Source organism: Rickettsia sp. TH2014, assembly GCF_019249195.1.
In the GTDB taxonomy this organism is placed as follows: Bacteria; Pseudomonadota; Alphaproteobacteria; order Rickettsiales; family Rickettsiaceae; genus Rickettsia; species Rickettsia felis.
Genome location: NZ_MXAX01000165.1, coordinates 1 through 13,511, shown reverse-complemented (window position 1 = coordinate 13,511; position 13,511 = coordinate 1). Strand labels below are relative to the sequence as shown.

The following is a 13,511-nucleotide window of genomic DNA, read 5'->3' as shown; positions in this document are numbered from 1 at the left end:
GTAAGATTAAATCTCAACTATTACAAAATATCATCGGTAGGAAGGTATTACTTTCATTTATGTCATTCCTACTATTTAATATTTTAAGCTGTATTTATAGATACTATGGTCAAGCCACGGTGACAGAACAGATTAAATATTAATCAAATGGTTTCACTATAACCATTATTACTGCAATAACCATACAAATAGCTGGGATCTCATTAACTATACGATAAAATTTTTCTGAATGGATATTCTTGCCATTTGCAAAATCTTTTCGCCATCTTGCAAGTAAACCGTGAAATATCACTAAAATTAACACTGCGAACATTTTAACGTGAAACCAAGTATCAAGAGCAACAAACCCGTAAATATGAGCATTTATTAAACCAAATATAAATGTGCTAATCATTGCCGGGTTCATAATGAACCTGAGTAATTTTAGCTCCATCACTTGTAAGGTATTATCTAGCTCACTACCTATTTTAGCTTTGGTATGGTAAACATATATTCTAGGTAAGTAAAGAAGTCCTGCCATCCAGCATATAGCAGATATCAGATGGACTGACTTAAACCATAGATAGTAACTTGCCATTCTTTTCCTTGTTAATTTGTTAATTTACATAAACATTTAGTAAATTCGTTTGGACATATTCTTGTACTAGAGCTACTCGTAACTAAATTAGTATCAACCTTATTAATAAATTGTAGCAATATATTTGTCAAACTATTAATAAAAATTTTATTTGTTCCGAGTGTCGGAATTCGGATATATTGAATTTCATATTTATCTGCGATTAATTTATATTCAATATCAAGTTCTACTAGTGTTTCAACGTGCTCGGATACAAATGATATAGGTACGATAATTATGTCTTTTTTTAACTTTCCTGCTAGCTCTATTTCATCTTCCGTATTCGGTTTTAACCACTCTACAGGCCTTACTCTACTTTGATAAGTTATCTTATAATCTAGATCTTTTATATTTAACTCTTTAACTATTGCTTTTACTGTTTCTTTTATCTGAAAACTATAAGGATCGCCCGCTTTTATTATTTTTTGAGGTAATCCATGAGCAGAAAATAATATACGAAAATTTTTATCGTCATTGTATAGTTTTTCCTTAATCAATGAAACATGGCTTTTTATAAAGTCTTCTTCTAGAGGATAACAACAAATTATTTTAATTGGAATATCAATATCAAAGTTTTGTAAAAAATTTTTAACCGAAGATCCTGTCGTAGTACTTGAAAATTGAGGATATAGAGGCAATAATATTATTTCGTTTGGATTATATTTTTTTATTTGATCTATTACTTCTTCAGCAGACGGTGCTGAATATCTCATATTTATAAAAATAGCGAAATCTTCTTTTATGAGTTGCTTTAGTTTTTCAGTTAGTTCTAATTTCTGCTCCTCTGTTTCCTGAAGTAAAGAAGATTTACCACCGATTAAAGAATAAATTTTTTGAGATTTTCTCTCTCTAGTAGTAGAAATTATTTTTGCAATAATATAGCGTAATGGATTCGGTAGATTAATTATAGCTTTGTCATAGAATAAATTAAATAAAAAAGGTTTTACGGATTCAAGGTTTTTTGGACCTCCTAAATTAAAAAGTACTATTGCTATTCTTTTCTTCATATAACCTAACATATTCTGTCAAAAACTTTACATTTTCCGGAGGTGTTTCGGGCAAAATACCATGTCCTAAATTAAAGATAAAATTCTTTCCTTTCATTGTCTGAAGAATTTTATAAGCTTTTTCTTTGATAATTTCTTTATTAGTTAATAATACGACTGGATCTAAATTACCTTGTACTATTACTTTATCACTCCACTCTTTCATTTTTTCGAGAGGGACCATTTGATCTACGGCTAAAATATCTATAGGTACTTCTTTTATAAATTTTTCGTACAATAATCCCGCTCCTTTGGGAAAAGCAATTATAGGAGTTTTTGGAAAAGCTTCTTTTAGTCTTAATATAATTTTTTTTGTCGGCTTTATTACAAATTCAGTAAACTCCTCTTCTTCAAGTACTCCTGACCATGAATCAAAAAGCTTTAAAACATCTGCTCCCGATTTTGCTTGATTCATAAGATGATCAGCTGTTTTTTCCGTTATAAAATTCAACAATTCTTTAGCAAGTATTTTATTTTCATATATAAATTTTTTGCTCTTTTTAAAATCCTGTTTTCCTTTTCCTTCTAGCATGTAACTCATCACTGTCCAAGGACTACCTGCAAATCCTATTAAAGAAGTGGTGGGAGGTAATTCTTTTTTTACTTTTTTTATTATTTCATAAACTTTCTCTAATTTATTACTCGGATTGCTTTGTAGATATTTAAAATCTTCTTGTGATTTGAACCGCTTTAATATAGGTCCTATGTTTTCTTTAAAATCTACTTTCCATCCAAGAGCATGAGGTAAAACTAATATATCAGAAAAAATAATAGCTGCATCAAACTCATAACGTTTTATCGGTTGTAAAGTTACTTCCGTTGCTTTATTAACATCATAACAAAAATCTAGAAAATTTTTTGTTGTTTCTCTTACTTTTTTATATTCCGGCAAATATCTACCTGCTTGACGCATAAACCAAATAAGTATCTTATTACTATTTCCTTTTAATGGATTTATGATTTGCTTCATACTATTATTAAAAATATTAAATTAATAAATATGTTTGTTATTTGTTGTTTATGTAAACAGAATTATGTAGATTAAATGTTTTAAACAAAGTTATCAACAAAATTTTCATTAAAATCTTCTTAAAAATATCGGCATTTTAATTATAATTCACATAAGTTTATAATGAATTTATACAAGTGGATAATTAAGTGTAAAATCCGTTTATAGCTTAGAAAAGACTATTTTTTCAAAGGAAAATGAGATTTATCCACAATTTTATCCACAAACTATTTATTTAAAAGAAAATATACTAGATTTACTTGATTTAATAAGGATCTGAGGAAATTTTTAATAGATTTTAATAGGAAAAATAATAAGTTATTAAAAAATTTATCCACAATTACATGTGTAAAGTATGACAAAGCTAATTATTCACTTGGTTTCAGACTCTTCTGTGCAAACTGCAAAATATGCAGCAAATTCTGCTCTTGCACAATTTACTTCCGTAAAACCAAAATTATATCATTGGCCAATGATTAGAAATTTGGAATTGCTAAATGAAGTATTAAGTAAAATAGAATCTAAACACGGGATAGTATTATACACGATTGCTGATCAAGAACTCCGAAAAGCTTTAACAAAATTTTGCTATGAATTAAAAATTCCATGTATTTCTGTAATAAGTAAGATTATTAAAGAAATGTCTGTTTTTTCAGGTATTGAAATAGAAAAAGAACAAAATTACAATTATAAATTCGATAAAACTTATTTTGATACACTCAATGCTATAGATTACGCCATAAGACATGATGACGGACAAATGCTTAATGAGCTGTCGGAGGCCGATATAATATTGATAGGTCCTTCTAGAACTTCTAAGACACCGACTTCCGTATTTTTAGCGTATAATGGTCTAAAAGCTGCCAATATTCCCTATGTTTATAATTGCCCCTTTCCTGATTTTATAGAAAAAGACATAGATCAACCAGTAGTAGGGCTCGTTATTAATCCAAATAGATTAATAGAGATAAGAGAAGCTAGGTTAAATTTATTACAAATTAACGAAAATAAAAGCTATACAGATTTTAATATAGTACAAAAAGAATGCTTAGAAGTTAGAAAAATTTGTGATCAAAGAAATTGGCCGGTAATTGACGTGTCAACTAGATCAATAGAGGAAACAGCAGCTTTAATAATGCGGATATATTATAATAGAAAAAAATAAATATAATAAATAAAAAAATTTTCATTATTTACAAGTAGAAGCCTGTACTTTATAATTTTATTTCTAAATATAGATGTTGTCCATATGAATATGAAAACAACATTATGTCACTCTAGGGTAGGTGGGAATCTAGGGTAAAGCGAGATAAATCGAGCTTTTCAAGGAATTTTAAAGTACTGGATCCCGCTTCCGCGGGAATAACATAAAAGCCATATGTACAGTACTACAAAAACACAAAGGAGAAATTATGGCAGATAAAATAACGGACAACTCTTTTAAAAAAGAAGTATCAGAATCGGACTTACCGGTACTGGTTGATTTTTGGGCAGAATGGTGTGGACCATGCAAAATGTTAACACCGATAATAGATGAAATCAGTAAAGAATTAAAAGGCAAAGTAAAAGTACTTAAAATGAATATAGAAAATAATCCTGAGACTCCTAATAAATTTAGAATAAAAACTATACCTACTTTAATTTTATTTAAAGAAGGTAAGCAGCTAGAAACGAAAACAGGAGTAAATCAAAATAACCCAAAGCAGGATATTTTAGATTGGATTAATAAATCTATTTAATAGTTATGTCACTTAACCATTCAAAAGTATTTATAGAAATAACAAATGGTTATGTAGAAGGTATAGATACTCATAAAAGAGCTCAAGGTTTAAAGCATTTTTTTTTGAAAAAAGGAGTTTCTCTTTCTCCAAATATACCTATATTAAACGATATTAACTTTTCTTGCCAAGAAGGAGAAAAAATAGCTTTTATAGGTAGTAACGGTTCCGGAAAAAGCTCTCTTTTGAAGTTAATCGCCGGAATATATCCGTTAAAATCCGGTACGGTTAAAGTTCATGGGGATATTGCTGCAATTATAGATATGGGGGTCGGTTTTGAGCCGGAACAAACCGGTCGTGAGAATATAAAAATGTTGATGCTATATAATAATATGTTAGATAAATATAGCAGGAAAATTGAAAAGGAGATTATAGATTTTTCGGAACTAGGTAATAAAATCGACTTACCGATAAAAAATTATAGTTCAGGAATGTTATCACGACTTGCTTTTTCTGTATCAATATTTCAAAATCCCCAAATTTTATTACTTGATGAAGTTTTTGCGGCAGGAGATAGCCGTTTTATAGAAAAATCTCTTAATTTAATGAAAAGTAAATTTAAAAATACCCCTATCTCGATAATAGTAAGTCATCAAGAAGAAATTATAAAAGATAATTGCGAAAGATGTATTTTATTAAAAGACGGCAATATTATAGGTGATGGAACACCGACGGAAATGTTTAAAATCTACAACCAACAACAAGGAAATTCATAAATGATAAAGTATTTTTTTTCTAAAAAATACTGGCGGGCAATAGCATTACTAGTTAAAGCTTCTATAATTAGGCAAAATAAGGATTCTTTTTTAGGTTCTTTATGGGGTTTAATTCAACCTTTTATTCACATAATGGTAATTTCATATTTTTTCGGTTTTTTATTAAGACAACCGAGAGAATTTATGGTAATGAACTTAGTCGGTGGTATTCCTTTATGGAGTTTTATAGTAAGCAGCCTAACGATTTGTTCAAGTTCTTTAGTTACACGTGATCAAATAATAAAAAAAGTTAGAATTTCTAAGACTTTTTTTCCTGTTGCGGATAGCTTAGGGCAATTATATACTTTAATTTGCTCATTTTCGGCAATGTATTTTGCTTTTATTTTATTATTTCCGGAAAAATTTTCTTGGCAAATAATATTTATGCCGATATTAATTTTGCCATTAATAATATGTGTGATTAGCGGTTCTATCGCAGTAGCATTTTTAACGCCGTATATTCGAGATATACCACAAATGTTGAGTGTTATTCTTGGAGTTATTTATTGGAGTATACCGATAGTTTATCCTTATTCACTAATTCCGGTATCTAAAAAAATATATTTTGAATTTAATCCGTTCTTTTTAGTTATAAGACCCGTACAAGCGTTGGTGATTGACGGAACATTACCGGATATGATGCTGATAGTTAAGTCTATTATAGTTGCATTTATTACTGTTAGTATCAGTTATTTAATTTACAGACAATTTTCTAAAAGAGTTATTTATTATTTATGAAACTTGGTTTTAATCTAAATTTTAATGAATTAGATTTAACCGGACTTAAAAAATTAGATCAAATATTTTTAGATTATCTCTTTAAAGCCGATAAATCTCTGCATAAAGATTTAATGTTATTTAGATCGACTCCTATCTCCATTATTCCACAAGATTATTCCGAATTTTTGCTAAAAATTTCCCCTCACTTAGACGATTTTTTAGCAGAGTTATTTTGTATTTCAAAAGAAGTAACGATATCAAGGTTAAAACATAAAGATTTTGATATTATTTATGAATGTAAAAGAAAATTTGTTCAGCGTGTTGCTGTAAAAAAATACCCACCGGAAAAAATAAAAGATATTGATTTTGAAGATGTGTATTTAAAGCTAACTGATTTAATAGGTACGAATTTTACCTCTAAAGAATTTGCCAAACAAATAATTATATGGCAACAGGATGAAGAGAATTTTGCAGAAGAGTTAGATATAGCAGCTAGGTATGCAGCATGTAGAGTGTCATCCCGTGGCTTGTCCGACACAAATCGCCATTGCGCGCGACTGAAAGGAGCGTGGCAATCTCATAAAAATGTCCTGAGATTGCCGCGTCGAGGCTTTGCCTCTCCTCGCAATGACGGAAAAGTTGACCCCGTGGACAAGCCACGGGATGACACTCTATTTACCCTCCCTCAAAAACTAGATAAAGAAAATCTAATAGACGATAAAAAAATATTAAAATATCAAAAAAACGAGAGAGTAGATTTTGACTATACAGATTCTTTTTTAAATCTAGATGAAGCCTTAAACGATTCTCATTATTGTATTTATTGCCATAAGCAGGATAAGGATAGCTGTTCTAAGGGGTTAATGCAAACTCAAGTTCGTCATTGCGAGGAGCGAAATGAGGTGACAATCTTGTCAAATCTCCTGAGATTGCCACGCTCCTTTCAGTCGTGTAGCTCAGACGGTTTAAAACAAGGCTGCCCTTTAAAGCAAAAAATTTCCGAGATGAATTATGTTAAGGCGCAAGGCTTTAACTTAAGTGCTCTTGCTATTATTGTTATTGATAATCCGATGGTTGCAGCAACGGGTCATAGGATTTGTAATGATTGCTCTAAAGCTTGTATTTACCAAAAGCAAGATCCGGTAAATATTCCTTTAATAGAATCAAATATTTTAGAAGAAACGCTTAAATTACCTTACGGACTCGAGATATATCTACTTCTTACCCGCTGGAATCCGCTTAATATTTATGCTCCGCTTCCGAAAAAACCCACTAATTATAATATTTTAGTTACCGGTCTTGGTCCTGCAGGTTTTAGTCTTAGCTATTATTTATTAAGGTCAGGTCACAATGTCACGGCTATTGACGGCTTAAAAATTACCCCTTTACCTTTTAACGTCCATAAGCCTATAAAATTTTGGCATGAATATAAAAATTTGTTATCGGAAAGAATGCCAAGAGGATTTGGAGGAGTAGCAGAATACGGTATAACTGTTCGGTGGGATAAAAACAATCTTGATATATTACGGTTAATACTCGAGAGAAATAACAATTTCAAATATTATGACGGGGTAGCTCTAGATTTTAATATAACGAAAGAACAGGCTTTCGATTTGGGTTTTGACCATATGGCTTTTTGCATTGGAGCAGGTCAGCCGAAAGTTTTAGATATAGAAAATTTTGAAGCTAAGGGCGTAAAAACAGCTTCTGACTTCTTAATGACTTTGCAAAACGGAGGAGCATTTTTGAAAAATTCTAATACTAATATGGTAATTAGAATGCCGATTGCGGTAATAGGCGGCGGCCTTACTTCCTTAGATGCAGCAACGGAAGGTTTATATTACTATAAAAAGCAAGTAGAGGAATTTGCTGAAAATTATATAGAAAAAGATTTAACGGATGAAGATAAAGAAATAGCTGAAGAATTTATTGCTCATGCAAAATTATTTAAAGAGGCTAAAAGTAATGAAGAATTAAGAAAGGTTTTTAATAAGCTTGGAGGAGCTACTGTTTATTATCGTGGAAGATTGCAAGATTCGCCGGCATATAAATTAAATCACGAAGAGCTAATATATACATTAGCACTCGGTGTTGATTTTAAAGAAAATATGCAACCTTTAAGGATTAATGTTGATAAATACGGTCATGTGGAGGGGGTGGAATTTAAGACTCGTCACTGCGAGCAGTCAAAGACTGCGTGGCAATCTCAGGAGTCTAGCTTGACAAGATTGCTGCGTCAATGCTACGCATTTCCTCGCAATGACGTTAAAGCCAAAACCGTAATCATGGCAATCGGTATTGAAAACAACACTCAATTCGATGAGGATAAATATAGTTATTTCGGTGATTGTAATCCTAAATATTCAGGTAGTGTAGTGAAAGCTCTTGCTAGCACTAAAGAGGGTTACGAGGCTATTAACAAAAGGCTTATAAATAATAACCCTAGCTTTAAAGCTAGTTATAAAGATTTCTGTACGCAGCTTGATTATTTGCTAACTTCTAGGGTTAATAAAATAAATATCCTAAATGATAAAATTTTTGAGCTTATAATTCACTCACCGCTTGCTGCTAAAAATTTTAGGTTCGGACAGTTCTTTCGCTTACAAAATTATTCTGAAGATGCATCTAAGTTAATAGAGCCGGTAGCCTTAAGCCCTACCGATATAGATGTAGAAAAAGGTTTAATTAGATTTGTAGTTTATAAAGTCGGCAAATCTACTAGCTTATGTAAAACATTATCTGAAAATGAGAAAGTAGTATTAATGGGACCGACAGGCTCGCCGCTAGAAGTACCTCAAAATAAAAAAATAGTTATTGTTGATTCCGAAGTAGGTAATATAGGCTTATTAAAAGTTCTAAAAGAAAATAATAATGAAGTTATATTTGTTACCTATCCTGATATAAAAATCCGTAAATTAGTTTCAGTGGATATAGTAATAATTAATACTTCTCCTGACATAATAGAAGAATTACAAAATCTAAAAAATGAAATATTCGGTGAAAATACGGAGCTAATAGTTAGCGTTAATTCATCGATGCAATGTATGATGAAAGGAATCTGCGGACAATGTATACAAAAGGTTAAAGGAGAGCAGAAATATATTTTTGCATGTATTTGTCAAAATCAAAAAGCAGAAATAATTGATTTTAAGAGCTTAAAAACTCGTTTACGCCAAAATTCTTTACAAGAAAAAATGCTCCGTCATTGTGAGGAAAAACTTTAAGTTTTGACGAAGCAATCCCAGGATATTTGACGAGATTGCCACGCAGCCTACGGCTGCTCGCAATGACGGCTCGGTGTCTAAGGTTGATCAAGTTGCGGAACGAGAGAACCTATCACATTACTTCTCAAAACGACAAAATGCTCTACTACTATCTTGATTAAGAAAATCGATAATTTGCATTACTATAGAATTATTTTTATATTTCTCAGCAACTTGTTTAATACGTTTAGCAAAATTACCTTCACCTGAGAAAATTTCTTCGATAGCCTTTAAAGCACTTAAAGAGTCTGTTTTATCAAACCCTTTTCTATTCATGCCGATTAGGTTTAAGCCCTCAAGCACCGCACGTTTACTACTCACAAGCCCGAACGGTATTACGTCCGCTCCGACCGGTGATAGCCCGCCAATCATCGAATATTCACCGATTCTAGCATATTGATGTACGGCAGATAGCCCGCCGATTATTGCGTAATCACCTACCCCAATATGACCTGCTAGGCTTACGTAATTAGCAAATACTACATTATTGCCGATTTTACAATCATGACCGATATGAACACCGACCATAAATAAATTATTATTTCCTACTCTTGTCACCATTCCGCCGCCTTGGCTTCCTGCTTGTACCGTAACATATTCTCTAATAGTATTATTAGAGCCGATTATCGTGCTTGATCTCTCATTAGCATATTTTAAGATTTGTGGAGGCTGGCCGATTGATGCAAAAGGGTAGATTACAGTGTTTTCACCGATTTCAGTAATCCCTTCAATTACCACATGAGATTTTAGCTCGACATTGTCATGAAGCACAACTTCAGGACCTACAATACAGTATGGACCGATTTTTACGTTTTTACCGAGCTTTGCCCCTTCTGCGATTAAACTAGTCGGATGTATATTAGAATTTGACACTATATCCCTTACGATTTATCTTTAATCATTGCGGTAAATTTACTTTCTGCAGCCATTCCACCTTCAACTGTAACCGTACTTGAAAATTTCCATACGTTAGCTCTTTGCTGCTCAATAACAGTGTGGATATACATAGTATCACCGGGCTGAACGATTCTCCGAAATTTTGCATTTTCAATAGCCATTAAAAACACTTCTTTATTTTTAGTAGAGCCTAAAGATTTAGCAACTAATATAGCAGCTAATTGTGCCATAGCCTCAACCATTAGAACGCCCGGCATAACAGGTCTTGCCGGAAAATGTCCTGTAAATTGTGGTTCGTTAACAGTAACGTTTTTAATACCTTTTATTGATTTGTTAAGATCAATTTCAAGTACCCTATCTACTAATAAAAATGGATAGCGATGAGGTATTAAATCCATGATTTCGGTAATATCTATGATCATTTATTTAGGTCTCTTCTTTAATGTAAATTTTCTGTCATTGCGAGCGGGCATTGTTGCGTGGAACGGTTTTTCCGTCGTTGCGAGAAGAATTACGCAGTAATTCGACGAAGCAATCCAGTTAAAAAATTCTGATTTAAAGAACTTTTTAATTATTTTCTAGATTGCCGCGCCGGCTACGCCTCCTCGCAATGACGATTAGGTGTCCACGCAACAATGTCTCCTCGCAATGACGACTTAGTATTTTTTCAATAGCAAACTACTTTTTTAATTTGCTATTAGAGGTTTTTACTAATTGTTTCATAATAATAGATTGTCTATGCCAATCCATGATAGGAACTGCAGGGCTACCGCCGACAATTTCACCTGCCTCTATATTTTGTGCTACTCCGCCTTGTGCTGCTACCTGTGTGCCGTCGCCTATATTTAGATGTCCAGCGATTCCTACTTGCCCCCCAAGAGCACAATATTTCCCGATTATACTACTACCTGCTATACCTACCTGTGCTACTATAATAGAGCCTTTGCCTATTTTTACGCCATGTCCTATTTGCACTAAATTATCTATGCGGCATAAATCTTCTATAATAGTATCTTGAAGCGAACCTCTATCAATAGTAGTATTGCTACCGATTTCAACATTATTGCCGATTTTAACTATTCCTATATGAAATATTTTATGATGCACGCCTTTTTCGGCAGAAAACCCAAACCCGTCCTGTCCGATTTTTGCACCTGCAAGTATTACTGCCTCATCACCTATAATTGTATAATTTATTGAAACATGTTGTTCTATTCTAGCGTTTCTGCCGATATTTACGCCTCTACCTATAAAACTTCCGGCTTCTATAATACTATTATCACCTATAATAACATCATCTTCAATAACTACATTGTGACCTATATAACAATTTTTTCCGATAGTCGCCGAATCTGCAACAATAGCGGATTTCATTATTTTAGCAGGATATGATTTAATAGGAGTATAGAAAAAATCTATTAATTTGCCATAAGCAAAATATGAATTCTCGGCATGTATTAAAACAGTATTTGGATTTGCTTCCCCCGTAAAATTTTTCGGCACTATACAAGCAGCAGCTTTGGTAGTTTTTAAAAATTCAGAGTATTTAGGATTGCTTAAGAAGCTAATATCATTTGGTGATGCTTCTTGCAGAATTTTTATGTCATGAATAGCTATATCTTCATGAATCTTAGGAGGTTCTACAATGTCGTGTAAAAAATCTATAATTGCCGTTAGTTTTCGTGGTCCTAAATTTTTATAAAAATTACTACTTACCATATGAAACTTTAAGCAAATTAATCATTAGCGACAGTATATAAGTGATAGTTTTATTATGCAACAAAATTTACAGGTGGCATAAAAGGTATTGCTAAGTAAAGAATGATATCGTCATGAGCTACGTAGGCATGTCTGTGTGGACTGATAAACTCTACTGTGTCACCTAGTTGCTTGACCACGAGGTCCAAAAACAATAAAAAATACTAATAATTTTAGTATTTTAACTGGATTCCGTGGTCAAGCCGCGGGATGACAAAGGTGAAATTGATCCACGCAACTATTAACATTGTAGTTTATAAAAGTCACAAATATTAATTTTTATTAATATGAATTTAATATTATCTTAATATCTAGAAAAATATTTAGTTAATATCAATTTACGTTTTATTAAGAAGAAGTAAATTAATATATTGTAGTTATTTTAGTACAAATCTTATCAATTTTTACAAAAATATTAATAATCTAATTTCTCTTAATAAAGCCTAAATTATATTAACTAAATCAAGGTATTGAAAATGTTAGAAATAAACAACTTAGCCTTTGCAGGCGACGGAGTAAAAGTCATAGCGTATGCAGAGGCTCTAAAGGCATTAAAAGACAAAGATTGTTTAAAAAATGTCCAAAAAGTAGTTAGAGCTTCCGGTGGTGCAATAGCTGCTTTCTCCATAGCACTAGGATATCAACCGGAAGAAATTGAGGATATACTTAAGAAAATTGATTTTAATAAATTCTCAGATCATACTAGTAAATGGGATGAAGTGTATAATCTTGTATTCTACGGAGGGTTAAATTCTGAGAAATATCTAGAAGAATTTTTAGGGCAATTATTAAAAGACAAGGGATTTGACCCCGATATTACTTTTAAACAGCTACATGATAGTCAAAACAAATATAGATTTATACGTAGTGTGTACTAATCTCAGTACTCAATTTCCGGAAATTCTATCTTATGAAAATGCTCCTGATGAGAAAGTCGTAAAATTCGTACATGCTTCTGGTGCTTTTCCTATATATTTTCAGCCCGTACAAAAAACTGTTCAAGGAGTAGTTTCAACATATGTGGACGGTGGAGTTACGAATAATTACCCGGTTGAGGTGTTTGATGATAAAACTGCGGCACGAAGTCTTCCTCAAGCATATAATAAAAATTATAAAACTCTTGGGTTTAAACCAATCAATAAGGAAATATTAGAAGCTTATCAGAATGGCACAGAACCTAAACCGTTTGTGGATACTACTACTGTTGCGGATCAACCATATGCGCTAGCTGAAGTTCTCACAAGTTCTGACTTGATAAGTTGTTTTCAGAATCATGATAGAACAGTTTTTATTGATGATCATAATATATCAGCTTTAAGTTTTGATATCACAGCTGAACAAAAAGAAGCATTAATAAATTCAGGTTATTCTGCAACTTGTGACTATGTGACGAGAATGGAAAATATAACGCTTGCAGGACTAGCAGTAAACGATTCTAATGATAGCCATGATTATAACGATGCGAATGGATAACTCACTATTCGCTTTAATCTTGTAGCTTGGATCAATTTTTCCGTCATTGCGAGGAAAAACTGTAAGTTTTGACGAAGCAATCTCGTGCCAAATTCCTGAGATTGCCACGCTCCTTGCAGTTGCTCGCAATGACGTTTTGGCGTTCATGAGAGCAATACTAATTTTTAAAATTAATTGTAATAGTTGAGATTTAATC

12 protein-coding genes and 1 pseudogene are annotated in these 13,511 nt (G+C 32.2%); 7 read left to right on the top strand and 6 right to left on the bottom strand.

All coding sequences use genetic code 11. The features are described from left to right. Nucleotides 1-139 precede the first annotated feature (139 nt). The 3 genes from hemJ to hemE are packed head-to-tail and all read right to left on the bottom strand — an operon-like array spanning nt 140 to nt 2,632. Nucleotides 140-577, bottom strand: coding sequence for a protoporphyrinogen oxidase HemJ (gene hemJ / locus KYQ89_RS03195; protein ID WP_218460375.1), 438 nt, complete (start codon nt 575-577; stop codon nt 140-142). Nucleotides 578-588: 11 nt separating this feature from the next. Next, entirely contained in the window at nt 589-1,635 is a 1,047-nt protein-coding gene (gene hemH, locus KYQ89_RS03190) for a ferrochelatase (protein ID WP_218460374.1), read from the bottom strand. Next, nucleotides 1,592-2,632: a uroporphyrinogen decarboxylase gene (hemE, locus tag KYQ89_RS03185; protein WP_218460373.1), complete on the bottom strand. Its 1,041-nt coding sequence runs from the start codon at nt 2,630-2,632 to the stop codon at nt 1,592-1,594. Before hemE ends, hemH begins: the two co-directional genes overlap by 44 nt. 394 nt (nt 2,633-3,026) lie before the next feature. Here hemE and KYQ89_RS03180 point away from each other — a divergent pair. From KYQ89_RS03180 to KYQ89_RS03160, 5 genes and pseudogenes are all read left to right on the top strand, one after another. Then, a pseudogene (locus KYQ89_RS03180) lies at nt 3,027-3,849 on the top strand (pyruvate, water dikinase regulatory protein). A 234-nt stretch (nt 3,850-4,083) separates the two neighbouring features. Continuing rightward, nucleotides 4,084-4,410: a thioredoxin gene (gene trxA, locus KYQ89_RS03175; protein ID WP_218460372.1), complete on the top strand. Its 327-nt coding sequence runs from the start codon at nt 4,084-4,086 to the stop codon at nt 4,408-4,410. A gap of 5 nt (nt 4,411-4,415) precedes the next feature. Continuing rightward, the gene (locus KYQ89_RS03170; RefSeq protein ID WP_218460371.1) at nt 4,416-5,165 is read left to right on the top strand and encodes an ABC transporter ATP-binding protein; all 750 of its coding nucleotides are present in this window, start codon (nt 4,416-4,418) and stop codon (nt 5,163-5,165) included. Beyond that, nucleotides 5,166-5,942, top strand: a complete 777-nt coding sequence (locus tag KYQ89_RS03165) for an ABC transporter permease (RefSeq protein ID WP_218460370.1) — start codon at nt 5,166-5,168, stop codon at nt 5,940-5,942. After that, the gene (locus KYQ89_RS03160) at nt 5,939-9,148 is read left to right on the top strand and encodes an FAD-dependent oxidoreductase (RefSeq protein WP_218460369.1); all 3,210 of its coding nucleotides are present in this window, start codon (nt 5,939-5,941) and stop codon (nt 9,146-9,148) included. Before KYQ89_RS03165 ends, KYQ89_RS03160 begins: the two co-directional genes overlap by 4 nt. 117 nt (nt 9,149-9,265) lie before the next feature. On the opposite strand, the gene lpxA is transcribed toward KYQ89_RS03160, so the two are convergent. From lpxA to lpxD, 3 genes are all read right to left on the bottom strand, one after another. Beyond that, on the bottom strand, nt 9,266-10,060 hold the full coding sequence (gene lpxA / locus KYQ89_RS03155; protein WP_218460368.1) for an acyl-ACP--UDP-N-acetylglucosamine O-acyltransferase: 795 nt from the start codon (nt 10,058-10,060) through the stop codon (nt 9,266-9,268). Between the two features lie 8 nt (nt 10,061-10,068). Next, nucleotides 10,069-10,506, bottom strand: coding sequence for a 3-hydroxyacyl-ACP dehydratase FabZ (gene fabZ / locus KYQ89_RS03150; RefSeq protein ID WP_218460367.1), 438 nt, complete (start codon nt 10,504-10,506; stop codon nt 10,069-10,071). A gap of 256 nt (nt 10,507-10,762) precedes the next feature. Continuing rightward, complete coding sequence (gene lpxD, locus KYQ89_RS03145) at nt 10,763-11,803, bottom strand: UDP-3-O-(3-hydroxymyristoyl)glucosamine N-acyltransferase (protein WP_218460366.1); 1,041 nt, start codon at nt 11,801-11,803, stop codon at nt 10,763-10,765. Nucleotides 11,804-12,318: 515 nt separating this feature from the next. On the opposite strand from lpxD, the gene KYQ89_RS03140 reads away from it, so the two are divergent. After that, entirely contained in the window at nt 12,319-12,720 is a 402-nt protein-coding gene (locus KYQ89_RS03140) for a patatin-like phospholipase family protein (RefSeq protein ID WP_218460365.1), read from the top strand. Then, the gene (locus KYQ89_RS03135; protein ID WP_256621222.1) at nt 12,677-13,315 is read left to right on the top strand and encodes a patatin-like phospholipase family protein; all 639 of its coding nucleotides are present in this window, start codon (nt 12,677-12,679) and stop codon (nt 13,313-13,315) included. The genes KYQ89_RS03140 and KYQ89_RS03135 overlap by 44 nt, the downstream gene beginning before the upstream one ends. The last annotated feature ends 196 nt before the right edge of the window (nt 13,316-13,511 follow it).

Bases quoted from the DNA above. Each gene is read 5' to 3' on its own strand.
- hemJ (WP_218460375.1), bottom strand. From the start codon at position 577: ATGGCAAGTTACTATCTATGGTTTAAGTCAGTCCATCTGATATCTGCT.
- hemH (WP_218460374.1), bottom strand. From the start codon at position 1,635: ATGTTAGGTTATATGAAGAAAAGAATAGCAATAGTACTTTTTAATTTA.
- hemE (WP_218460373.1), bottom strand. From the start codon at position 2,632: ATGAAGCAAATCATAAATCCATTAAAAGGAAATAGTAATAAGATACTT.
- trxA (WP_218460372.1), top strand. From the start codon at position 4,084: ATGGCAGATAAAATAACGGACAACTCTTTTAAAAAAGAAGTATCAGAA.
- KYQ89_RS03170 (WP_218460371.1), top strand. From the start codon at position 4,416: ATGTCACTTAACCATTCAAAAGTATTTATAGAAATAACAAATGGTTAT.
- KYQ89_RS03165 (WP_218460370.1), top strand. From the start codon at position 5,166: ATGATAAAGTATTTTTTTTCTAAAAAATACTGGCGGGCAATAGCATTA.
- KYQ89_RS03160 (WP_218460369.1), top strand. From the start codon at position 5,939: ATGAAACTTGGTTTTAATCTAAATTTTAATGAATTAGATTTAACCGGA.
- fabZ (WP_218460367.1), bottom strand. From the start codon at position 10,506: ATGATCATAGATATTACCGAAATCATGGATTTAATACCTCATCGCTAT.
- lpxD (WP_218460366.1), bottom strand. From the start codon at position 11,803: ATGGTAAGTAGTAATTTTTATAAAAATTTAGGACCACGAAAACTAACG.
- KYQ89_RS03140 (WP_218460365.1), top strand. From the start codon at position 12,319: ATGTTAGAAATAAACAACTTAGCCTTTGCAGGCGACGGAGTAAAAGTC.
- KYQ89_RS03135 (WP_256621222.1), top strand. From the start codon at position 12,677: ATGATAGTCAAAACAAATATAGATTTATACGTAGTGTGTACTAATCTC.